The following is a 20,734-nucleotide window of genomic DNA, read 5'->3' as shown; positions in this document are numbered from 1 at the left end:
TGGAAGAACTGTTCAGTGCGCCATTGCACTGGGGCTTTGTGATTCTGGGCTGGGCAGGCTTATTTTCAGGTGGTATCGCAGCGCAAATTATCACCCGTTACTCCAACCTGACCGACGTCATCTGGAATAACTCAAGCAAAGAGATCCTGAACAACCGGATAGTCCCTTAATCTCTCACTTATGTGCTTGTAGCAATTTTCCATGGCCTGTTTTAAACAGGCCATGGAACTAAAAGTGCGTAGTAATACTCCGTAGATTATTGATCATTAAGTGTAGGGGGTTTATATGATTAGAAAAATAATAAAAATATGGGCTTCAGCAGCTATGCTTTCCGTAGCCTTTTATTCTGGTTTAGTTACTGCTCACGGTAAAGTATCTTTGGAAGCAGATGCTTGTGTACGCAATATATCTGGCAGCATGGTGCATTTGAGTACCTATCAGCCACAATACGATCCAGAAGCGGAATACTGCACCGAGATCCCTAAAGAAGGCGAAACTTTGTTGGTTTTGGATCTTGTTGATCAGGCGCTGCGTGACATGCCTATTATTATCAAAATTGTAAGAGGCAGCGGCAAAGCATTAAGCGATACGGTAACCTCTTTGTACTCAACTAATCATTCAGATGGTGTTATTAAAGGTGAATTTAATCTGGATGAAGGTCAATATACGCTATTCGTTACAGGAGAAGGTGTGCCGCCGTTGCACTATGAATATCCATTACGAGTACAAATGACCAGTTACAAGGATACTTTTTTTACTGCGGTACCCTACATAATCACCTTATTGTTACTCGCTTTGTTTACGGATAAATTACTGAAGCGGCGGAAAATTCATCTTTAATAATGGCTTACCTTAGGAAGACAGCACTTTTTCGATAACACATCAGTGGCTTGATATTTTATTCATATCAAACCACTGAGAAATGGTTATCGTGGCGGCGGAGGTGGTGGATTTCCGGCTGGTGGTGGCGGAGGGACAAAACTTTTTGGAGGTGTTGATGTTCTCCTATCTGTGCCGCTATTACCCGATGGATTATTCATAATTCTACCGTCAACAGGAACACGATGCCCTTTGGCATACATGCACTGAGTATAACTGATGTCGTATCGCTGCTGACTGGCGTACCCTGAAGTCGTAGCGGTAGTTGATCCAATCAGTCCACCCAACAATAAGCCTGTGCCCGCACCGATAGCAGCGCCATGACCGCCCCCTAAAGCAGCGCCTGCAGCAGCACCAAGCCCGGCTCCAATAGCTGCACTTTCTATACCACTGGTTCGAGATACCTGCCGTGGACTAGTACCACCTACTTGTTCATCCGCATACTGTCTGCATTCGTATTCATCGGAACGGAACTGATCAAAACTTTTTCCAGAACCAGGTAATGTCATAACACTAGGACCTGCTGGCATATGAACACATGCGGTTAGTAAACAAGCAATCAGTAGAATGAAGAGAATTCTTATTGTTAACATGTTTTACCTCTTTGCATTATTGCCCAGGTGGCTGGGGAACAACTTGTAGCCACCCGCCTGGGCAATTTTTGACATACGGATAATAACCTTCAGGGTTCTGGCAATAGTGCCAATAATTAGTCTGTTGCCGGGCCGGTCTGGCTTGTTCTTGCTGGATATAGACAGGTGGGGTTACCGGCGCGACTACTGTAGGTGGGTAGCTATAATACGGTCTACTGTAAAATGGATCAGGGTAGCCATAAGAACGATATCCATAGAAACCCGGGCCATAGAAGCCAGAGCCATAAAAACCGGGAGAATACCCGCCTACACTGATACCTAAATTAAAATGATTATGCCTGTGACCATGCCCGTACCATCCACGCGCCCAAACGGCATCATTCGCTGTTAGTGCAAGCACAATAACGATTAAATATATCCAATTCAGATTCTTCATGTCCTCCACCTCGCCGATTAATCCCTAACTAACGTTTTCTTAGCGTGTTGGGTTGATTATTAAGCCTGCTCCACAATATCCTCAATTAGCATAACTTAGCCCTTTCATTCAAATTAATTGTATTATTTTATGGCTGAATGAAAGCTGAATATTCAGAAAGATGCTAGGAGTCTGTCGGACTTAAAGCATCTGGATGGTCAATTTGTTAAAATAGAGTTCAATTGAAACCAGATTTTTGGTAAGCCTCCAACCCTTCCATATTAACACCCTGATACATCATCGCTATCCTCAAACCTTTTACAAGGAGGAACGATGTCATCATCAGAATCGCAGCGAATTCATATCGAAGCATGGCAGACCAGCGGAACGTCTCAGGTGGCTTATTGCCGGGAACATGGTTTGAATACCAAGACGTTTGGCAATTGGGTTCGCAAGCATCATGCCGATCAGGTTATTCGACCGCTGCGTTTGACCTGGTCAAGTAAAACCGGACACCTCAGTTAAGCAACTTTCATCGTTTTGCTGCTTCAGCTTCATATTGGTTCGGACTTTTGTAATCCAGGTATGAACGCAGTTTTTTGTTGTTATAAAACAAGGCGATATACTGCAAAATGTCCTGCTGCACATCAGGCCAGGTGGTGGCCGACGCAACCAGATAGCCATTCGCAATGCATCACAAACCAGCATCGCTTTCATCCGAGGACTCATGCTCCAACCGACCACTTTTCTGGAAAATAAGTCTATTACGATTGCCAGTTACAGCCAGTATTGCGATCACGTACAAGAACGGCCTGATGGTCGGTGCAAAAACCTTCCCAGGCAATCCCTACGACGGCCATGTCCTTCATAAGCAACTCCCTCAGACACAGATTTTACTCGAAAACGCAGGATCAACGCCGAAGCGGGTCACTGTCGATCTCGGATTCCGCGGCGTGGATGCCGACAATCCAGAGGTAAAATCATCCATCGCGGCAAGTACAAATCAATGACAAAGCCCCCGCGACGTCGGCTTAGGCACCGACAGGCCGTGGAGCCTGTGCGATTGGGTATTTAAAGTCGGATCACCGAATGGACCGCTGCTGGTTGTGGGGCAAATTGGGAGATGTGCTCCATGCTGTGTTGTGTGCGGCGGGATACAACCTGCGCTGGCTGATGAGGGCAGTAATTGCTAGGACTAAGTGAATTTTGCAGGGGCGACTTAATAGGGTCGAAAGAGAAAACCGGATGTTTATTTTCTAGTGCATCTTGCTGACAAACGGCGGAACAGTTAATACCCTCCACCAACATCGTCACGCTAAACCGCAGTTAACTTTGCGTACTCGAGCAGTAACCATTTTATTCCGGCATGATCAAAATTAACCTGGACACGTGCTTCGCTGCCGCCTCCTTCACAATTGATAATGACACCCGCGCCAAACTTCGCATGCAAAACGTTCTGCCCAATTCTCCATGCGCCGCTGGAAAATTTCTGCTGGCTGTAAGTTGCAGTTCTTGAAATGGCTGCCGAAGCATTATTACCGGCACCCGAATAGTATGGTTTCTGGTCAATTCGAGGTGTTGATTGCAGCCATTTCAAACAATTTTCCGGAATCTCATTCAGGAAACGCGACGCGATGTTATAACGGGTTTGGCCGTGCAGCATACGACTTTGAGCAAAACTGATATATAACCGGCGGCGCGCGCGTGTCATAGCCACGTACATCAGCCGTCTTTCTTCCGCAATGCCATTGATCTCATTCAGGCTGTTTTCATGCGGGAAAAGCCCTTCTTCCAACCCACTCAGAAATACGCTATGAAACTCCAAGCCTTTGGCGGCATGCACCGTCATTAGCTGCAACGCATCCTGACCGCTGCCCGCCTGATGCTCACCGGCTTCCAGTGAAGCATGTGCAAGAAATTCTGCCAGACTGTCATCTTCGGCTTCGTGCACAAAACTGGTCGCCGCGTTAATCAATTCATTCAGATTTTCCAGTCTTTCCGCACTTTCTCGCTCTTTGGCATAATGCGCTAGCAACTCGCTGTACGTCAGCATGTGTTCAACAATTTTCGGCAACGGTAACGTGCTGCAGCTTTGACGCATCGTCATGATCAAGTGAACGAATCCTGCAATGCCTTTTAAAGATTTGGATGATTCTTGCACGATTGCTGTTTCACCGCCGTAATTCTGCAGCGCAGTCGCCCACAAGCTTCCGCCTTGCAATTTCGCATCATCCAGCAATTGCTCCAGACTGCGTGCACCAATCCCACGTGCCGGAAAATTGATTACGCGCAATAACGCACTGTCATCGTCAGGATTAGCTATCAAACGCAAATAAGCCAATGCATGTTTGATTTCCTGACGGTCAAAGAAACGCATGCCACCATAAACGCGGTATGATATCGCAGCATTAAACAAACTGTGTTCTAGAACCCTGGATTGTGCATTGGAGCGATAGAGTAATGCCATTTCAGACAAGGCAATACCTTCCGAATGCAAAGTTTTGACTTCGTCAACGATAAATGCCGCTTCATCGAAATCATTTGGTGCATTGTACACACGCAGTAGCTCACCCTTGCCTTCGGCGGTCCAAAGATTCTTCCCAAGACGTTCGCTGTTATTTTCAATCAGTGCATTGGCAGCATCGAGAATATTGCCGTGTGAGCGGTAATTTTGTTCCAGCTTGATCACTTTGGAGATGCCGAAATCGCGCTCAAAATCTCGCATGTTGCCAGAATACGCGCCACGGAACGCGTAAATACTTTGATCGTCATCACCGACCACAAAAACTGCCGCGGCATTTTGGGTTCCCGTACCCGCCAGTAATTTGAGCCATTTGTACTGCAATGGATTGGTATCCTGAAATTCATCCACCAGGATATGACTAAAACGTTCCTGATAATGCTTACACAGAATCTCATTGCGGCTTAGCAATTCGTAACTGCGCAGCAGTAATTCGGGGAAATCCACCGCGCCTTCCTTATTACATTGCTGCTCATAAGCTTGATAAAATTCAAGCATGCGGCGTGAAAAAGTATCATCGGCTACAACATATGCAGCGCGCAATCCAGCTTCTTTGGCATTATTGATAAACCATTGCACTTGGCGCGGCGGGAATTTTTTATCGTCGGCCGACAAGCTCTTCAAGATACGCTTGACTAAAGCCAGTTGATCGGAAGAATCCAGGATCTGAAATGTTTGCACCAATCCGGCATCTTGATGATGCAGCCGCAACATGCGATGACACAATCCGTGAAATGTTCCAACCCACATACCGCGTGTGTTAATCGGAAGCATTGCGGTAATACGGGTCAGCATTTCCTTGGCGGCTTTATTGGTGAAAGTCACGGCCAGAATACCGTGCGGACTGGCTTGCCCTGATTGGATCAGATAAACGATACGCGTCGTCAACACGCGTGTTTTTCCACTGCCAGCGCCGGCCAGAACCAATACCGATTGATGCGGTAGCGTAATGGCTTCCAGCTGCTGTGGATTCAGATCTGATAGTAAGGAAGTCATGTTACGATTTTAACCAGGCCTTCCATGATCATACTGATACAAATTATATGAAATGGATTTTGACTCACACTGATTAATTCAGAATCAGTTAGGGGAATATTCACATCCTCTCGTGATTCATGAATTAACCGGCGATCATCGAGAAATTGCTACGCCCTGCTTTTTTTAACAATATCCAAGATCAGTGGAGTCAATATGAGTTCTATCGCCATACCCATTTTTCCGCCAGGTACAACAATAGTGTTAGGACGAGACATGAATGAATCATGAATCATACTCAGTAAAATAGGAAAGTCTGCTTTTGTCGGATCCCTAAAACGAATTACCACAAAACTCTCATCCAATGTTGGAATTTCACGTGCAATAAATGGATTGGAAGTGTCAACTGTAGGCACACGCTGAAAGTTGATATCGGTGCGTGAAAACTGTGGCGTAATGTAATGCACATAGTCATGCATACGACGCAGAATGGTGTGCGTTACCGCTTCTGCCGAGTAGCCTCGAGCACTGGTGTCGCGAAATATTTTCTGAATCCATTCCAGATTAACAATCGGTACCACGCCGACCAACAAATCCACGTACTTAGCCACATCTGCCGTATCGCTTTTTGCACCACCGTGCAGTCCTTCATAAAACAGTAAATCGGAACCAGGCGGAATCGGAGACCAAGGAGTGAATGTACCTGCTTTCTGTTTCCAGGGCTCCGCTTCTTCATCATTATGCAGATACAAGCGTGTCTGGCCACTGCCACTTCCACCATATTCCTTGAACAAGGCTTCTAGTTTCTCAAATTCATTGGCTTCTGGACCAAAATGGCTGATTGCACGTCCATTATTTTTTTCCGATTCTGCCACGGCCTGCTTCATTGATTCACGATCATAACGATGAAAACTATCACCTTCTACGATCGCAGCTTTCAAATGCTCACGACGGAAAATATGCTCAAAGCTGGATTTTACCGTTGAGGTGCCTGCACCTGAAGATCCGGTAACGGCGATAACCGGGTGTTTTTGCGACATTCTAATGTTCTCCTAAAAAATATAACATTCAAGTTCACCGGACCAAGTAAAAGTCATCGACGGCAATTCTGTATTAATATGATTCTTCTTTCTTTTCATATTTAGCAGCGATGATCCGTTTGTATTCAGCACTGTTCAGATTGAAAGCGATACGATATCGGGGTCTTATTGGAACTTATAAAATTTAAATCATGTCAGATTGTTTGCTTACATAGCATGCGTATTGTATACCAAGACCACACATAAATTGTCTTTGGCATTTGCATAAGTCAGAAGAAAATTAAAAGACTGCTATTACTTGATGATTGGATTGTTTTAGGAAAAAATTCGTATGAAAAGTATCAAATGGCCATTACTCTCAATTTCATTGCTAGCAATAGTGCTCAATAATTCTGCATTGGCTGAAGGAGATGGTGGTGGGGATAGCGGCGGGGATAGCGGTGGCGATTATGATGGCGACGGCCACCATGACGGCGATGGCCATCACCACCATGACCATAATCATCTTATTTTCGGCATTGGCGGTGGCTATTACGATCCCTGGTTTTGGGGCGGTTACGGTTACTACAATCCGGGATTCTGGGGGAATTACTATGGCCCGGGTTTTTATAGTCCTTATCGCTACCGCGCGTATGGTTTTGCAGACCCTTATTTCAGACCGTATTCTACCTATCCACCCGTCGTTACAGCTCCTTCGCGGCCACCTGTCTACATACAACAGCTGGAATCCAAACTCGCACAACCGAAAACCAACTACTGGTACTATTGCCAAAACCCGCAAGGATATTATCCGCATATTAAAGAATGTCCGGGCGGATGGACACAGGTCGCCCCTCAACCCTACGCACAATGATGAAGTGAGAACACCATGCAAGTAATTAAACGTATCTTGATAGTAATAATGGCTTGTATATTAGCGGCGTGCGTTAGTTTGCCAAACGGGCCTAGCGTTATGACATTGCCAGGTGCCGGCAAAAGCTTTGATCAGTTTCGCCATGATGATTACGATTGTCGGCGCTATGCGTACGAACAAGTGGGCGGCATTACACCTCGGCAAGCATCGCAAACTAGCGGTATAGAAAGCGCCGCCATTGGCGCCGGACTGGGCGCTGCAGCTGGCGCAGCAATCGCAGGAGGGGGTGGCGCGGCAATCGGTGCCGGTACCGGTCTTTTGGCCGGCGGGTTAGTCGGATCGGGTACTGCCAGCAGTTCCGCCTACGTCAATCAACAGCGCTACGACATTAGTTACATTCAATGCATGTATGCCAAAGGCCATCGCGTACCAGTATCCGGCAGAATCACCAATGACCCTCCGCCTGCAAATAACAATCGAGGAAATTCATCTCCACCGACAAACTTTAACCCGCCACCACCCCCGCCAGGCAATCCACCGCCTCCACCTCCCCGATAGACTCTCATTGGCCTGTTACCCCACTCCAGGCAATAGGCCATGAGTAAGCAGCACCATCTATCCAAGCTTCGCTTGCAGTTTCTATGCTTATATCTGCTAATGATTCAAATTACACTGCGTTCGATCATCGATTGACTTATCAAACAGACAATAACTCAGTATCATATTAAGTTAGAATGTGCAGTGGAACATGATCGGTGATTCATCTGCAATCATTGCCATCAGGGTAGCAGCTGAAATTATGGCTATCCATAAACTGCAACTGGATTTTAAGATAAGAACATAGGAGTAAAACCGTGCATCCGATTGTACCCATTATCATGGCACTTGGTGCCATTCTGTTTTTTGTAGGAATAGCTGTACAAATCCGCTTTGGCTTTCAGCGTATTAACATGATCAGACTACGTGGAAAGGAATATAAACTTTGGTATTTTGTAGCCACTACTGTAGTTGCAGGCGTCGCGTTAATTATGCTATCGGTTTTGATACCGAAGTATGTGCCTTATCAGCCTGAGTCAGCATCCAATTTAACGCAACCTGTACTGTCCAGCAACTTGAAATATGAACTGGATTCCATTTTATCCAGTATGGATCTTAATAACGATAGCATGATGAGTGCCATCAGCCGTTTCCAGGTGGAATATCAGGAAGCGTCGCAAAGAAATGAGAAAAACACTATGGATTTGCTCATTCTGGAAATGGCCTACCGGATCAGAACCGAGCTACAAAACCGGAACCACCCGGAAAACCAGATCGAACGGGAAGTAGAGAGAATTATCGGCATTCTGCAGCAACCTGTTAAACAGTGAAATGGTAAGTAAAATAATTATCTGATACTTCTAAAAATATAATCACTCTATTATCTACTTAAGGAATTTACTATGAAGAAAATGATTCAAGCACTGTTGATGATATCTATCCTATTTTTTGCAATTCCCAGTCTAGTACTTGCAGATGAATATCCTGATAAGGCTCTTGAAAAACTGGGAACTGGCCTCGCTAATGCTGTGACTGGTGTCGTTGAAATACCTAAAACAATGACAATCACCGGCAACAGAGATGGTGTCATTCATGGAATGACCGTCGGATTCATTAAAGGCATTGCCTATACTGTTGGCCGATCATTGAGTGGTGCTTTCGATATCGCAACATTCCTTGTGCCAACCACTTCCTTTGTCAAACCCACCCATATTTGGGATGATTTCAACCGGGAGACAACTTTCGTTGAAGCAAAAATGCGCTAATGGATTTTTTCTCTGCATCATGATGCGATTACTTAGCAGTCATTGCCATAAGAGAGATGCATCTTTCAGGTTATTACATAAAATTACGCGTATGCAGGGCAGAGAGCGATTGCGCTCTCTGCCAATCAAAACCAATCTTACGCAAACGCCGTGCACGCCCCCGCTCCATATCGGCAATCAGTATTTGCACTTTTCCCCAACCTGCACGCAGTGCCTCTGGTTGCCACGAACCGGCAGCCAACAATACTAGGGAATCAAATACTTCTTCGTTAAGACCGGCAGTATGAGCCAGCGTATCATGACGGCGTTCAATCGCTGCTGCCAAGCGTTCCAGCAATGCCGGATCTTCTCTCACATGCTGCGTGAGATGAGTAACTCCAAACGCAACGTGACGGGCTTCGTCCTGAGCAACCAGCCACGCTATCTCGCCTGTCACTGGGTCTGGCGCGTGTTGATGCAGAAACTGCAATAATGATAAAAAACTGCCTTCGCCGAGTACGGAGAGCAGCATCGCCGATAATGCAAAATCCGCTTCATCAATAAGCGTTTTCAGCGATGCCTGACCACCGGCAGTGGATAAACCCAGCTTCGGTCTGCGCAACAGCGCGCGCCGGGTAAATACTTCGATGTGACGGGCTTCATCAGCCGCTTGAATCGCCAGCAACTGCATTACTTCGCGGAAATGCGGGTGTATTTGCGCGGCAAATCTGGCTGGAACAACTAGTGCCGCGGTCTCGTTCTCGATAAGATACGTCATCACCTGCACGACCGCATCCTCAATTTCATCGTGCAACACAAATGGCTCATCCCACGGAATCGCTGTCGCAGGATTCCACTGCGCAGCAGCAGCCTGAGCATATAATCGCGCAGCTTCCTCCGCCCAGACTTCCGCACGCGTATCGAGGGGAAAATCAAAAGCCGGTGCACCGGCTTCAACCGTCGCGCTTCGGCCTGCCAAACCCCAGTTGGCATACGCTTGGATTTGTGGGATGGCGGCCTCACCAGTCGACTCTGCATCACGCCAGCGCCCATCTTCAGAGCCACCACGGTATAGCACTGCGACTGGACCACCTGTGATTTGTGAAATTTCGATGTCGTGACCTTGCGCGCGGCACCAGCCGCGTAAATGAATGGCTAGTTCCGGTGCACTGCCATACACCGCAACCGGTGCATGCACCGGCACTGTGCGCAATGCGCGTTTTATCAACAGATGTCCGCCCTGATCCAGCCCCAGCTCGCCGAGCTCAACGCTGCACATACCCCCCTCGATCATGGGCAAGACTTGCTTACGCTAGCAACAAATGCGTCGATAGTTTTGAATCGATTGGCAGCTCTGGCCAATAATGCATATTTCTCAGTGCGCCCCGGTCTCCATTGTTTCAATCCTTCGAGATCCAGCAAAGACCTGACCTGCGGATCATCGTACGACATCGACATCAAGAGAGTACAAAACTGCGCCACAGCCGCTTCAGGCGCATCATCCAGCACGGTAAAATTGCAATGATCATATTCGCTGGTCTGTGCAAGAATGCGTGTGCTATTCGATGGCAGCGTACCCTCGCGAGAAAATAACAAATGATTGCCGTCGATCATACAGGCCGCGTCAACTGTTCCCTTAATTAATGCCTTGGCGGCATGACGTTCACCCCCGATATGGTCGCCGTGTTTACCAACCAGCACATCAAACAGGCGCACTGCAAAATCTTTTTCTGGTTCAAGACCCGCCTCGGACAAATGCAATAGCGGGATCAATGTCGCCTGCGGTGAGTCGGAAGCACCCACGGCAATGGTCTTGCCACGCAGATCCTCAATCGACCGGATCGGCGAATCATTGCGTACAGCGATTACACTGGTGAGATCACAATCGGTATCGCGCATGGCAATTGCTTTGACTGTGCGACCGGTTTGAACAGCAATGCGTTCGGTCTGCAACCATGCCAGCGGAGAATTCCACGCTACGTGAAAGTGTCCGGCAAAATGCCCTTCCACTTGCCGTTCATAGTTTGAATATAGAATGTAATCAAAATCAAAATTGTGCTGTGCAAACCATTTTTGGAAACCATCCCAAATAGTGACAACCTTCGGATCGTATGCAACCGCTCCCAGTAATAAAGTCTCGGACATGCAGCATCCTCTCAAAATACCGGCAGACCGCAAATGGCCTTGCCGATGAAGTCATACAATTGGTCGGTTGTCGGTGCCATCACAGTACCGGCGCGCGCATCGCGAAATCGGCGTTCCACACCAACTTCACGTCGAAACGCGGCACCACCGCAAACACGCATGGCCGTATCCAATACCTGAGTGGCGGATTCCCCGGAAGCGGCTTTGCATTCCAATACGCGCAACATCACATCTTCGCGGTTTGTCTCCAACGCATGCAGCGTATCGAGCCACAGACAGCGCGCCTGATCGGTAGTAATGCGCATCCGCGCAAGATACGCCCGGATAGTCGGCAGCTCAGACAATGCCGAATCAAGATAATCATAGCGCGTTCCCGTCACGTGATTACACTCAGCTGCCGTCGCACCCTCCATCAATCCGATTCCAGTGGCGGCTGTTAGCACATTGAACAATGGCAGCACCGTATCGAGCATAATCGCCAGACCCTGACCATCCTCGCCCAGCATAGCATAGGTTGGGATTAAAACATTTTCTGCAGTAACCGGAGTGGAGTCATTGCCACGTAGACCGAGACCATCAAAACGACCTGCTATCGAAATACCGCTACTGGCACTCGGAATCAGCCAAAGAGTACTAGCACCTTCGGCAGCAACAGGCTTGCTCGACCACACATACAAAGTCGCATGATGCGCCGAAGTTACCCAATTTTTTTTTGCGTTTATACAAATACCGTTCGGATCACGTGCTGCAGTACTTACCGGTGCCCAGAAGTGGCTGCGCGACCCTGCTTCGGAAAATGCCAATGTCGCCAGATGACCACCTTGTGCGAGCTGTTTGCGCACCGCTTCCGCGCCATATTTTTCTATGACAATTGCTGCCGTATAGTGCATGCAAGTTACCATTGCGGTCGATGCGCATTCGCGCGCAAGACGCTCAACCACCAGGGCGGCAGCACGCGGCCCTTGACCCAATCCACCGACGCTTTTTGCACTGATTAATCCCAGCATACCGGTATCACGCAAAGCATCGATCGCCGCCTGTGGAAATGCGCCTGCTTGATCTACTTCGATTGCATTCTTCGCGACGATATCCGTTGCGATTTTTTCTACATTAGTTAAGTAGTCAGTCATGAATTTTTTATGTAATTACACCTAAGCGGTTGCCAAGGTGTTAGCGCTGCTTCCCATGCAAAGAGTATCTCTCGCTGTTTAATCAAAATCTCAAATAGAACTGCCAATACTTGCAGGCGGTGAATCCGCTATCAAACATTCTCTAAACGAATACGCATCAATTCCTTCAGTTAGAGCGTTACTTTCAACGAGCACAAAATGGACACATTCTTTCTCTCCGAAAGAATATTTATATTTATCAGGTTGCGCCATGTCCGTCAAAGCTATTTCATAAAACAAAGCATTCTGGACCCACCAACGGCCTGATTCCGTGAAATTCTTTGTCGTCTCATCCGGTTCCGTAAAACTGAATTCAATTGTATAAGTACCATCGGCATTTCTAGTTTGTATCCAGCTTTTTATCGTACCACCTTGTTCGGTATGCTCCCCTTTCCACACTCCGATTAACTTGGCCTCAATAAGTGGGCTTTGATTAGCTACCGTGATAGCCTTACAGCCGAGCACATTTATTACCAGCAGTACCAAAAAACCCAGTTTCATTACTTTTCCTTTTATGACTCTCAACTCAATCATTATGCTTGAGTTAATTTGTAGAATAAATTATCTCATTTTTCCAATCCAACACGCATAAAGTATTTTTTTACTGTGCCCCTTACAGTCATCAATTTATATTTTCAACGTAATACCCCCGCAATAGGCCCGTCATATCCGGCCTTTATAATCATTCATGTACTGTAAAGCCATACTCGGGAGCAAATCGAGGGCCGGAAAATCCAGGACCTGCAAAGACGATAGCGCATATCTTATGACCGCAGATAGCCAGATTGCCTGTACATAGCATCGCATAAAAGAAATTTCTATGTATTACATTCAGGAGAATCCTATGTTCAAGAAAAAAACACTCGCTTTTTTAGTTTCCGGAGCGCTCATAACTATGGCCGGAACCATGCAAGCCACCGCTGCGAGCACCGGTTTTGATAATTTTACTGCCTTATCTAGCAGCGTTGCTGCTGGCTCCTTGCCGGAATCCAGCCCATTTCAACTTGCTAATCCATCCTGGACACAAGTATCCATCGCCAATCGCACCAACCAGCTAAACCAAGGTCAAGACAATAGCGGCAACTGGGATATGATTACTGCTAACGAAACCGGGATCGATGCCGGCCGTTATCTGTTCATGCCTTTTGAAACAGACACTGCAGGTGTTCAGCGCATTGATTTGCTGAATCCTGATTATAATACGCGCGCCGTAACCCTCGTTGCATCGGGTACACAAGGATTCGTTGCAGGAGACGCCTCTCTCTGGACACCGTGGGGTAGCTACCTGACAGCCGAGGAATCGTGGGGCACCGGCAGCACAAATGGTCGCCTATTTGAACTGACCAATCCAATTACCGCAACCGGCACAGGCGATTCAAATTTCGTGCAACGCGCTATTATTCCACATGTCTCACACGAAGGCCTGGCGTTCGATAATCACAACAACTTCTACTTCATCGACGAAGTAAACGGTGGCAGCATTTACAAGTATGTCTCCGCTAATCCGAACGCAACCAATGGCGATGATTATTTTGCCGCTGGCCAAACTTTCGTAATGCAGGTCAGCGGCGGTGGAAATGCCAATGCAACTGGCGCTATCACCTGGGCACCGATCACAGATGCCAATGGCGGTGTGTTAGCCGGCATTTCTGTTCTCAATAGTGATGGCAGCATTGATGGCCGCTTGTCCGCCGACAATGCCTTAGGAACCGACTATCAGCGCCCGGAAGATCTGCAGATAAAAACACTAGCTAATGGTGACCAGATCTTGTACGTTGCAACCACCACCACGGACGAAGTTTATTCCTTTAATCTTGGCAGCAATACCGCTAGCTTATTTGCGAATACCTCGACTCTCGATCAAGCCACAGGTCTGGGCGTAGGTGACACGTTTAATAATCCAGACAATCTGGCTATTGATGCCGAGGGGAATATATACATCGTTGAGGACCAACCAGGCGGCCAAGCCGACATTTGGTTTGCCACGGATGCCAATAATGATGGCATCGCCGAATCGATAGGCCGTTGGGCTTCCTTGTCCACCTTAGATGCTGAACCAACGGGGCTTTATTTCGACAAGTTCAACCCCAACGTGGCTTACGTCAATGTACAACACCCCCTGAGTGGTGATGACCGTACAATCTTGATCGCCGTTCCTGAGCCAGAAACCTACGCTATGCTCTTGGCCGGTTTAGGTTTGCTTGGTGCTTCTACTCGCCGCAGAAAATTCCGCTAACAAAGTATTTCAACCTGCGATTCACCGTGGTTCCCCACAGGGATAGGTGCAGGGCGCGCGGAGCAAATTTATTAAAGAAATGTATTATCCATGTAGACACAGCGGGGGAAAGCTATTTTGAGACAGATTTTTTGATTATTTGAGGCGAATAGTTATTCTATTTAACGAGAATAATCGGAAAATATGACCAAAATAGCTTTTCCGCAGTAGATCGTTCTATTCTCGGACGGCCTCCTAAACTCTGTTAAGAAGAGTTAACAACAGTTTGTTTATTTTTCTTACACTTAAGGTGGATATGTTTATGAAGAATTTAGCTTAGATTTGCTGACTATTGCTTGAGAATGGTTGTACGACACCACTGCACTTAAACCACCTAAGCCGGTGTAACCGGCTTAGGTTAGTTACAACAGTGTTTCTTCAAATACTAGCTGCACTTTCCTGTTTCTGAACCATCCTCTTTAGTTTCTGTGCCGTCTTCTTTCACACAGGAATTCTGGCAAACACCTGATTTCTTACATGCTTTATCAGCTGGAAGGCTCTTTTTCTCAATACAGGTTCCTTCAACCAGATAGCAAACTTGGTTAGCTGCACAAGCAGTTTTGCCATCTTTTTCGGTCTCCAGACTGCAACCCGCAAAAGCCTGATTCGTTGCAAAAACCATTGCAATAACTAATATCAACGCATTAACTGTTTTTTTGAACATATTCTCTCCTTTTTTAGATTTAAAAATAAAAAACTCCCTTGTTCCTCTGATTAGCATAGCAGAAAAATTTTTTATCGGGTGCGAATTGTTTTCACCGTTTATGTCAGATAATTCTTTTGATGAGTTTTAGTCCGACTCCGACTACAGTGCATTTGGTTAGAATTCCCTGTAATTTATAGTTTTTCCGTACTATTTTTCCACTTCCAACGCAACCATACCCGAAGCAGCCTGAATTCCTCTACATCAATGCCGTCGGGCAGTATTACTACGCTGCGCGTAAGAATTTTTCCAGAAGGCTTTAAATTCAGTACAGTCAGATATGGTGCAACAAAAGTATCACCTAGTATGTTACACCCCATTGATTCACCCGAACGTGTGGTTAATGTGCATTGCATCTCGCCAGATAACTCAAAAAATACCACGGCATCGTTCGCAGTAAGCAAGGCATCCTGCCGCAAATAATAAATTAAACTGAACACCAGTGCGACAGCGGCAGTCGCTGTGATACCTAAAGGCAGTTCCAATGGCCATAATAAACCTGCCGCGGCAAGATGAGCTAGACTGAGAATGGCCGCAAGTTGATAGGAAGGTTTGCGATGGATGATTAATACAGACATATATTAAAGGGTATTTCTAAAATCACTTACCGATCATTAAATGTTTCAGTGACTATAAATTCGAACCATCTGTCATCCTACAAAATCGTACTCAAGTCATTACTTGAGACTGGATTTTGATTTTACCCTGACGGGATACCGTATAATTACCTTTATTTATTTATTGACAGTTTTTGTATGAATCCAGTATGGCAAGCCTACCTACGCAAGCAACATGCTGTTATTGAAAGTAATTGTGTGATTCATTTTGGCGATAGCACAACGGAACTTAAAGATACGCAAACAGGGACTGCTATGGCCGATCTTTCCCATTATGGCTTGATTCGATTTTCCGGAGCCGATGCGCCAACATTTCTGCAAAGCCAGGTCAGTTGCGATATCCGCGAAATCAATCAGCAAAAAGCACAATACGGCAGTTACTGCACCCCAAAAGGACGCGTTCTGGCAAGCTTTTTACTGTGGCAGCAAGATGATAATTATTTTATGCAACTCCCTGCCAGTTTGAGCATTCCGATACAAAAACGTTTATCACTCTATGTGCTGCGTGCCAATGTGCAATTGCGCGATGCGAGCGATACTCTGATTCGAATCGGTATTGCAGGGCAGAGCGCTGCAACGTTGATTGAAGAGATCACCGGGTTGTCCTTTGCAAATCAACCGCTAGAAATCATTCATCATGAAAATATCACCATCCTTTTCTTGACTCAGAATCGCATAGAATTGATCGCATCAATCGAGAATGTGTCTACACTCTGGGAACATTTTAGCCAACGTGCAAAACCCGTTGGTGCCAATTGCTGGGATTGGTTGGATATCCAATCCGGAATTCCAGTAATTTTACCCGAAACTCAGGAAGAGTTTTTGCCACAAATGATCAATTTGGATGCGATCGGCGGTATCAGTTTCAAGAAAGGCTGTTATCCAGGACAAGAAATCGTAGCTCGTACCCAGTATCTAGGAAAACTCAAGCGTCGCATGTTTCTCGCTCACATACCTGCAGTGGAGGCAGTAAAAGCCGGTGATGAGCTCTATAGCATAGATATGGATGATCAATCCAGTGGCAACATCGTCAGCGCGGCATTATCGCCAAACGGAGGTTTTGATGTTTTGGCGGTAATCCAGCAAAGCAGCGTAGATTCATCCCAGATTCGTTGGCAATCGCTGCAAGGACCTGTGTTGCAAATCAAATCACTGCCTTATTCGTTGCCTGCATAAAAAGACATCACAACGCTAACGGCGATTTCTATTCCTATTGTTTCTCCGTTGTCTGTTCTTGCTGCTTTGGTTTATTAGTGAAACGCAAACTTTCAGGTGCATTGGTACCGCCAGTTACAACGAATGTCATTGCCTCTTCGGTCGTCCAATCCGTTAGTATCACGTCTTCCATTGGCAGGATCTCAATATAACCCGATGTAGGATTAGGTGAAGTCGGCACATAGACTACAGCCAGCTTTCTTCCATTATCCTCGTCATGCATGATTTTCGTAATAAATCCAACTGCTTTCATTTCTGATGACGGAAAACTGATCAGCACAACCCGTTGTCCGGTAACAGGCGGTTTACTTATTGTGAGCAAAAAACGTTTAGTGGCACCATAAATTGTCTGTACTAAGGGTAATCTGGTCAGTATGTATTCGTAAATACTAATGACTTTCTTGCCAATAACAAAAGATGCCAGCAATCCAATACCATACAAACTAACTACTGTCAGCAGTGCTGCAACTGCATGCTGAAAATTGGAATCCAGTAGCCAACTTGCAGTAGTATCTGAAAAAGGGCGAACTGCACGAGCCATTCCTTTTAATAAAGGGTCTCCAATACGCGCCAATAAATTTAATAAAAAATCAAACACCAACCAGGTAACCCATAGTGGCGCTACCGTAAGAAAACCAATAAGTATGTAGCGGCCTACATGAGCAGAGCGTGCTGCGCGCTGCTCTTCGCCATTTTCTTGTATCGTCATGCTCTAAACTCATCCCCGACTGAACAGTAAGCCTACTTCAACCCTTTTCATATAATCAATGCTTCTTTTCTCCAAGTGATTAACTTCCATCACCTATAATTTCTTTAAAGCTAAACGAGCTATGATAATATTATTTTGTTGAAGATCGGTATAAATATTAGAAATATCATTTACTGGCAAGGCGGCATTGTTCTTGGTAGAATCGCCGGACTAGTTGCTATAATCTCTAACATAAATGACTAGTAATGAATGTGTTATATCAAATGATATTGCGATAATTGTTTCCGATTGCTTCGGGAAAATTTTGGCCAATTTGCACACTTTTCCAATCAAGTTGCCAAATAATCAATTGAAAAACAAAATCGTAGAATATTATGCGAACTCAATTGTTAAATAAATAAAAAACATCACCCATGCAGTATTTGATTCAGGGTGTACTTCTATTAGAATGAAAAGGGACTGTTATGTCACATAGTTCAACACAAATCAATAAATATCTGAAAGGCTTACAGAAACACCTTGCTGACGAACATCCAGATAATCCGACTCTGGCTAACGCTGTAAAAAGTTTTAGAAAAATGGATTATGTTGGTCATAGCATGGGGCTAATCGGTAAAGATGAATCCTATGCGACCTGTGTGACGTGGTGGCCTATGATTGCCGTACTAGGCACATTCTCGGCCGGCAAATCAACCTACATCAATTCTTATTTGAATATGCCGCTACAACGCACAGGAAATCAAGCTGTCGATGACAAATTCACAGTAATTTGCTACAGCCATCATAATGAGGCAAAAACACTTCCTGGCATAGCACTCGACGCAGACCCGCGTTTTCCTTTTTTTCAGATAAGCCGTAGTATTGATGAAATTTCTGAAGCTGGGCAAGAACGTATTGATGCTTACCTACAGCTAAAAACCTGCCCATCTGAAAACATACGCGGAAAGATTCTTATTGACTCTCCGGGTTTCGACGCCGATAACCAACGTGCATCTACATTACGCTTAACCCAACACATCATCAATTTATCTGATCTTGTCCTGGTATTTTTTGATGCGCGCCATCCAGAACCGAAAGCGATGCAAGATACATTGGCTTATTTGGTATCCGCGAGTGTTAATCGTGCAGACGCCAATAAATTTCTTTATATTCTTAACCAAATTGATGTAACTGCACAGGAAGACAATCCTGAAGAGGTTGTCTCAGCCTGGCAGCGTTCGCTGGCTGAAGTGGGGCTAGTCACGGGACGATTCTATCGAATTTATAATCCAAGTGCTGCCGTTCCGATTGCTAATCCGCATGTTAGAGAACGTTTTGAAAAGAAACGCGCGGAAGATATGGCTGACATCAATGCACGCATGCACCAAATCGAAGTAGAGCGCTCTTATCGTATTGTCGGGAAGCTTGAACAAACTGCCAAGGGTATCAAAAATCAGATTGTCAATAAGCTCTCTGAAATGCTTAAAAAATGGAAAAGCAGAGTTATGCTATTTGACGGTATGGTATTTAGTATTCTGGCTGTATTAGCGGGTGTGGCTTTATCCATGAATGAATCCTGGGGTCTTCTGACAGCATTCCCGGATGAGCTCCGGCAAGGCGAAACCACCGCGTTGGCCATAGCCGCATTTCTGGTGATCAGTATTATTTATATCCATTTTTCTATTCGCCGCGCTGTTGCCAACAACCTATTGAAGAGACTGGCCGATGAAATGGGGAACGACCACGAAACATACAAACAGTTTATGCAAGCTTTTAATAAAAGCACAGTCGCTTACCGCCCAATGTTCCTAAAGGGTCCGGCTGGCTGGAATGAGGTAACACAACAAACAATTGATGAAATCATTAATGAAGCCAATGATTATATCCAAGCATTAAATGACCAATTTACCAATCCCTCTGGTAACGAAGGGGGAAATTCACAAGTTTAAAGTTTATTACATGTACTAGGGTCTAAATGACATTTTAAGATAACCATTTAATACACAGTACAAACTAAATATTGGTATCCCTTACACCAATCAAACGAGTTTGCGATGCCTCGATTGATGTGTAGTGATGAGTTCTGGTCGAGACTAGAGAAGACTCTGCTTCAAAAAGCAATTTATAACAAGCGTTGCACATGACGATTGAAGGCATGCTATATCGAACGCGAGCTGGTTGCCCGTAGCAAGACTTACCGAAGGCTTTTAGATGTTGGAATTACGTCTAGAAAAATTCGATGCGTGGTCATTGAGTAACAAGTGGAGCAGGATTTTCAAGACGCTGATCATATGTACGTGGCCTTTGTCGCAACTTAGCTGCTCGAACTTAATGTCTTATCGATCTTCTTGACCTTCTTGACCTGGTCAAGTAAAACCGGACACTTCAGTTAAACAACTTTCATCGTTTTGCTGCTTCAGCTTTATATTGGTTCGGACTTTTGTAATCCAGGTATGAATGCAGTCTTTGGTTGTTATAAAACACGGCGATATGCATGCAAAATGTCCTGCTGCGCGATCAGACCAGGTGGTGTCCGACGCAACCAGATAGCCATTCGCAATGCATCACAAACCAGTGTTGCTTTCATCCGTGAGCTCATGCCCCAACCGACCACTTTTCTGGAAAATAAGTCTATTACGATTGCCAGATACAACCAGCCTTTCCGTATCCAGATGTATGTAATAACGCTGACATCAACTTGATCCGGTTTGACAACATAAATTGCCGATTCAGTTAGCCCTGATTTCGACGCTTCTAGCCGCTTCTGCTATCGTAAGTCACTGATCCACAACCAGACTGATTGCATCCAGTTTGAATTCCTTTGTATATTGTTTCCTCGTTTCCATTTCTTCCTCCAATTAAGAT

21 protein-coding genes and 4 pseudogenes are annotated in these 20,734 nt (G+C 45.6%); 12 read left to right on the top strand and 13 right to left on the bottom strand.

The genetic code is table 11. The features are described 5' to 3' along the window. A partial coding sequence (locus K2P83_RS13475; RefSeq protein WP_292930024.1) for a methane monooxygenase/ammonia monooxygenase subunit C occupies nt 1-170 on the top strand: 170 nt, incomplete at its 5' end. A 115-nt stretch (nt 171-285) separates the two neighbouring features. Continuing rightward, complete coding sequence (locus K2P83_RS13470) at nt 286-840, top strand: hypothetical protein (RefSeq protein WP_292930022.1); 555 nt, start codon at nt 286-288, stop codon at nt 838-840. Nucleotides 841-926: 86 nt separating this feature from the next. On the opposite strand, the gene K2P83_RS13465 is transcribed toward K2P83_RS13470, so the two are convergent. Further along, complete coding sequence (locus K2P83_RS13465) at nt 927-1,472, bottom strand: YMGG-like glycine zipper-containing protein (RefSeq protein ID WP_292930020.1); 546 nt, start codon at nt 1,470-1,472, stop codon at nt 927-929. 16 nt (nt 1,473-1,488) lie between these two features. Further along, on the bottom strand, nt 1,489-1,908 hold the full coding sequence (locus K2P83_RS13460; protein ID WP_292930018.1) for a hypothetical protein: 420 nt from the start codon (nt 1,906-1,908) through the stop codon (nt 1,489-1,491). A 312-nt stretch (nt 1,909-2,220) separates the two neighbouring features. Between K2P83_RS13460 and K2P83_RS13455 the strand changes: the two genes are divergently transcribed. Next, nucleotides 2,221-2,412 carry a transposase gene (locus K2P83_RS13455; protein WP_292930016.1) on the top strand — a complete coding sequence of 64 codons (192 nt, stop codon included), beginning with the start codon at nt 2,221-2,223 and terminating at the stop codon, nt 2,410-2,412. A 7-nt stretch (nt 2,413-2,419) separates the two neighbouring features. On the opposite strand, the pseudogene K2P83_RS13450 reads toward K2P83_RS13455, so the two are convergent. Continuing rightward, a pseudogene (locus K2P83_RS13450) lies at nt 2,420-2,673 on the bottom strand (DDE-type integrase/transposase/recombinase); the annotation flags it as partial. Between K2P83_RS13450 and K2P83_RS13445 the strand changes: the two are divergent. After that, nucleotides 2,673-3,075 (top strand): annotated as a pseudogene (locus K2P83_RS13445) (IS5/IS1182 family transposase); the annotation flags it as partial. The pseudogenes K2P83_RS13450 and K2P83_RS13445 sit on opposite strands and share 1 nt — an antisense overlap. Before the next feature lie 127 nt (nt 3,076-3,202). On the opposite strand, the gene K2P83_RS13440 reads toward K2P83_RS13445, so the two are convergent. Beyond that, nucleotides 3,203-5,404 carry a UvrD-helicase domain-containing protein gene (locus K2P83_RS13440; protein ID WP_292930014.1) on the bottom strand — a complete coding sequence of 734 codons (2,202 nt, stop codon included), beginning with the start codon at nt 5,402-5,404 and terminating at the stop codon, nt 3,203-3,205. Nucleotides 5,405-5,553: 149 nt separating this feature from the next. Next, nucleotides 5,554-6,423 carry a phosphoribulokinase gene (locus K2P83_RS13435; protein ID WP_292930012.1) on the bottom strand — a complete coding sequence of 290 codons (870 nt, stop codon included), beginning with the start codon at nt 6,421-6,423 and terminating at the stop codon, nt 5,554-5,556. A 331-nt stretch (nt 6,424-6,754) separates the two neighbouring features. On the opposite strand from K2P83_RS13435, the gene K2P83_RS13430 reads away from it, so the two are divergent. The 4 genes from K2P83_RS13430 (at nt 6,755) to K2P83_RS13415 (ending at nt 9,078) form a co-directional block, all read left to right on the top strand. After that, nucleotides 6,755-7,276, top strand: a complete 522-nt coding sequence (locus K2P83_RS13430; RefSeq protein ID WP_292930010.1) for a hypothetical protein — start codon at nt 6,755-6,757, stop codon at nt 7,274-7,276. A 15-nt stretch (nt 7,277-7,291) separates the two neighbouring features. After that, on the top strand, nt 7,292-7,834 hold the full coding sequence (locus K2P83_RS13425; RefSeq protein ID WP_292930008.1) for a hypothetical protein: 543 nt from the start codon (nt 7,292-7,294) through the stop codon (nt 7,832-7,834). 296 nt (nt 7,835-8,130) lie between these two features. Continuing rightward, entirely contained in the window at nt 8,131-8,643 is a 513-nt protein-coding gene (locus K2P83_RS13420; protein ID WP_292930006.1) for a hypothetical protein, read from the top strand. Between the two features lie 72 nt (nt 8,644-8,715). Further along, complete coding sequence (locus K2P83_RS13415) at nt 8,716-9,078, top strand: exosortase system-associated protein, TIGR04073 family (protein ID WP_292930004.1); 363 nt, start codon at nt 8,716-8,718, stop codon at nt 9,076-9,078. A gap of 73 nt (nt 9,079-9,151) precedes the next feature. Here K2P83_RS13415 and K2P83_RS13410 read toward each other — a convergent pair whose 3' ends face one another. From K2P83_RS13410 to K2P83_RS13395, 4 genes are all read right to left on the bottom strand, one after another. Beyond that, nucleotides 9,152-10,351, bottom strand: a complete 1,200-nt coding sequence (locus tag K2P83_RS13410) for a ferritin-like domain-containing protein (RefSeq protein ID WP_292930002.1) — start codon at nt 10,349-10,351, stop codon at nt 9,152-9,154. Beyond that, the gene (locus tag K2P83_RS13405; RefSeq protein ID WP_292930000.1) at nt 10,348-11,202 is read right to left on the bottom strand and encodes a phosphate/phosphite/phosphonate ABC transporter substrate-binding protein; all 855 of its coding nucleotides are present in this window, start codon (nt 11,200-11,202) and stop codon (nt 10,348-10,350) included. The genes K2P83_RS13410 and K2P83_RS13405 overlap by 4 nt, the downstream gene beginning before the upstream one ends. Nucleotides 11,203-11,213: 11 nt before the next feature. Next, a complete protein-coding gene (locus tag K2P83_RS13400; protein ID WP_292929998.1) occupies nt 11,214-12,332 on the bottom strand; it encodes an acyl-CoA dehydrogenase family protein in 1,119 nt (372 codons plus the stop codon). A gap of 90 nt (nt 12,333-12,422) precedes the next feature. Next, nucleotides 12,423-12,872: a hypothetical protein gene (locus K2P83_RS13395; protein ID WP_292929996.1), complete on the bottom strand. Its 450-nt coding sequence runs from the start codon at nt 12,870-12,872 to the stop codon at nt 12,423-12,425. Nucleotides 12,873-13,215: 343 nt separating this feature from the next. Between K2P83_RS13395 and K2P83_RS13390 the strand changes: the two genes are divergently transcribed. After that, a complete protein-coding gene (locus tag K2P83_RS13390; RefSeq protein WP_292929994.1) occupies nt 13,216-14,607 on the top strand; it encodes an alkaline phosphatase PhoX in 1,392 nt (463 codons plus the stop codon). Between the two features lie 424 nt (nt 14,608-15,031). Here the strand turns inward: K2P83_RS13390 and K2P83_RS13385 are convergent, their stop codons facing one another. Further along, on the bottom strand, nt 15,032-15,310 hold the full coding sequence (locus K2P83_RS13385; RefSeq protein ID WP_292929992.1) for a hypothetical protein: 279 nt from the start codon (nt 15,308-15,310) through the stop codon (nt 15,032-15,034). Nucleotides 15,311-15,483: 173 nt separating this feature from the next. Then, entirely contained in the window at nt 15,484-15,927 is a 444-nt protein-coding gene (locus K2P83_RS13380) for a protein YgfX (protein WP_292929990.1), read from the bottom strand. A 177-nt stretch (nt 15,928-16,104) separates the two neighbouring features. Between K2P83_RS13380 and K2P83_RS13375 the strand changes: the two genes are divergently transcribed. Beyond that, nucleotides 16,105-17,142 carry a folate-binding protein gene (locus K2P83_RS13375; protein ID WP_292929988.1) on the top strand — a complete coding sequence of 346 codons (1,038 nt, stop codon included), beginning with the start codon at nt 16,105-16,107 and terminating at the stop codon, nt 17,140-17,142. Between the two features lie 34 nt (nt 17,143-17,176). Here K2P83_RS13375 and K2P83_RS13370 read toward each other — a convergent pair whose 3' ends face one another. Continuing rightward, a complete protein-coding gene (locus tag K2P83_RS13370; RefSeq protein WP_292929986.1) occupies nt 17,177-17,890 on the bottom strand; it encodes a DUF502 domain-containing protein in 714 nt (237 codons plus the stop codon). A gap of 464 nt (nt 17,891-18,354) precedes the next feature. Here K2P83_RS13370 and K2P83_RS13365 point away from each other — a divergent pair, with 464 nt between their 5' ends. Both K2P83_RS13365 and K2P83_RS13360 read left to right on the top strand, forming a co-directional pair. Beyond that, complete coding sequence (locus tag K2P83_RS13365) at nt 18,355-19,818, top strand: dynamin family protein (protein ID WP_292929984.1); 1,464 nt, start codon at nt 18,355-18,357, stop codon at nt 19,816-19,818. 105 nt (nt 19,819-19,923) lie between these two features. After that, nucleotides 19,924-20,161, top strand: a pseudogene (locus tag K2P83_RS13360) (transposase); the annotation flags it as partial. A 108-nt stretch (nt 20,162-20,269) separates the two neighbouring features. Here K2P83_RS13360 and K2P83_RS13355 read toward each other — a convergent pair. After that, nucleotides 20,270-20,579: pseudogene (locus K2P83_RS13355) on the bottom strand (DDE-type integrase/transposase/recombinase); the annotation flags it as partial. Nucleotides 20,580-20,734: the final 155 nt, after the last annotated feature.

The sequence above is a fragment of the Nitrosomonas sp. genome (assembly GCF_019752415.1).
Classification (GTDB): Bacteria; Pseudomonadota; Gammaproteobacteria; order Burkholderiales; family Nitrosomonadaceae; genus Nitrosomonas.
The sequence above is the reverse complement of the archived record's forward strand: the minus strand, read 5'-3'. Positions and strand labels throughout refer to the sequence as shown.

Excerpts from the sequence above, each read along its gene's own strand:
- K2P83_RS13375 (WP_292929988.1), top strand. The coding sequence starts at position 16,105 with ATGAATCCAGTATGGCAAGCCTACCTACGCAAGCAACATGCTGTTATT.
- K2P83_RS13440 (WP_292930014.1), bottom strand. The coding sequence starts at position 5,404 with ATGACTTCCTTACTATCAGATCTGAATCCACAGCAGCTGGAAGCCATT.
- K2P83_RS13385 (WP_292929992.1), bottom strand. The coding sequence starts at position 15,310 with ATGTTCAAAAAAACAGTTAATGCGTTGATATTAGTTATTGCAATGGTT.
- K2P83_RS13390 (WP_292929994.1), top strand. The coding sequence starts at position 13,216 with ATGTTCAAGAAAAAAACACTCGCTTTTTTAGTTTCCGGAGCGCTCATA.
- K2P83_RS13405 (WP_292930000.1), bottom strand. The coding sequence starts at position 11,202 with ATGTCCGAGACTTTATTACTGGGAGCGGTTGCATACGATCCGAAGGTT.
- K2P83_RS13435 (WP_292930012.1), bottom strand. The coding sequence starts at position 6,423 with ATGTCGCAAAAACACCCGGTTATCGCCGTTACCGGATCTTCAGGTGCA.
- K2P83_RS13425 (WP_292930008.1), top strand. The coding sequence starts at position 7,292 with ATGCAAGTAATTAAACGTATCTTGATAGTAATAATGGCTTGTATATTA.
- K2P83_RS13370 (WP_292929986.1), bottom strand. The coding sequence starts at position 17,890 with ATGACGATACAAGAAAATGGCGAAGAGCAGCGCGCAGCACGCTCTGCT.
- K2P83_RS13430 (WP_292930010.1), top strand. The coding sequence starts at position 6,755 with ATGAAAAGTATCAAATGGCCATTACTCTCAATTTCATTGCTAGCAATA.
- K2P83_RS13380 (WP_292929990.1), bottom strand. The coding sequence starts at position 15,927 with ATGTCTGTATTAATCATCCATCGCAAACCTTCCTATCAACTTGCGGCC.
- K2P83_RS13460 (WP_292930018.1), bottom strand. The coding sequence starts at position 1,908 with ATGAAGAATCTGAATTGGATATATTTAATCGTTATTGTGCTTGCACTA.
- K2P83_RS13400 (WP_292929998.1), bottom strand. The coding sequence starts at position 12,332 with ATGACTGACTACTTAACTAATGTAGAAAAAATCGCAACGGATATCGTC.
- K2P83_RS13470 (WP_292930022.1), top strand. The coding sequence starts at position 286 with ATGATTAGAAAAATAATAAAAATATGGGCTTCAGCAGCTATGCTTTCC.
- K2P83_RS13455 (WP_292930016.1), top strand. The coding sequence starts at position 2,221 with ATGTCATCATCAGAATCGCAGCGAATTCATATCGAAGCATGGCAGACC.
- K2P83_RS13415 (WP_292930004.1), top strand. The coding sequence starts at position 8,716 with ATGAAGAAAATGATTCAAGCACTGTTGATGATATCTATCCTATTTTTT.
- K2P83_RS13365 (WP_292929984.1), top strand. The coding sequence starts at position 18,355 with ATGTCACATAGTTCAACACAAATCAATAAATATCTGAAAGGCTTACAG.
- K2P83_RS13410 (WP_292930002.1), bottom strand. The coding sequence starts at position 10,351 with ATGATCGAGGGGGGTATGTGCAGCGTTGAGCTCGGCGAGCTGGGGCTG.
- K2P83_RS13395 (WP_292929996.1), bottom strand. The coding sequence starts at position 12,872 with ATGAAACTGGGTTTTTTGGTACTGCTGGTAATAAATGTGCTCGGCTGT.
- K2P83_RS13465 (WP_292930020.1), bottom strand. The coding sequence starts at position 1,472 with ATGTTAACAATAAGAATTCTCTTCATTCTACTGATTGCTTGTTTACTA.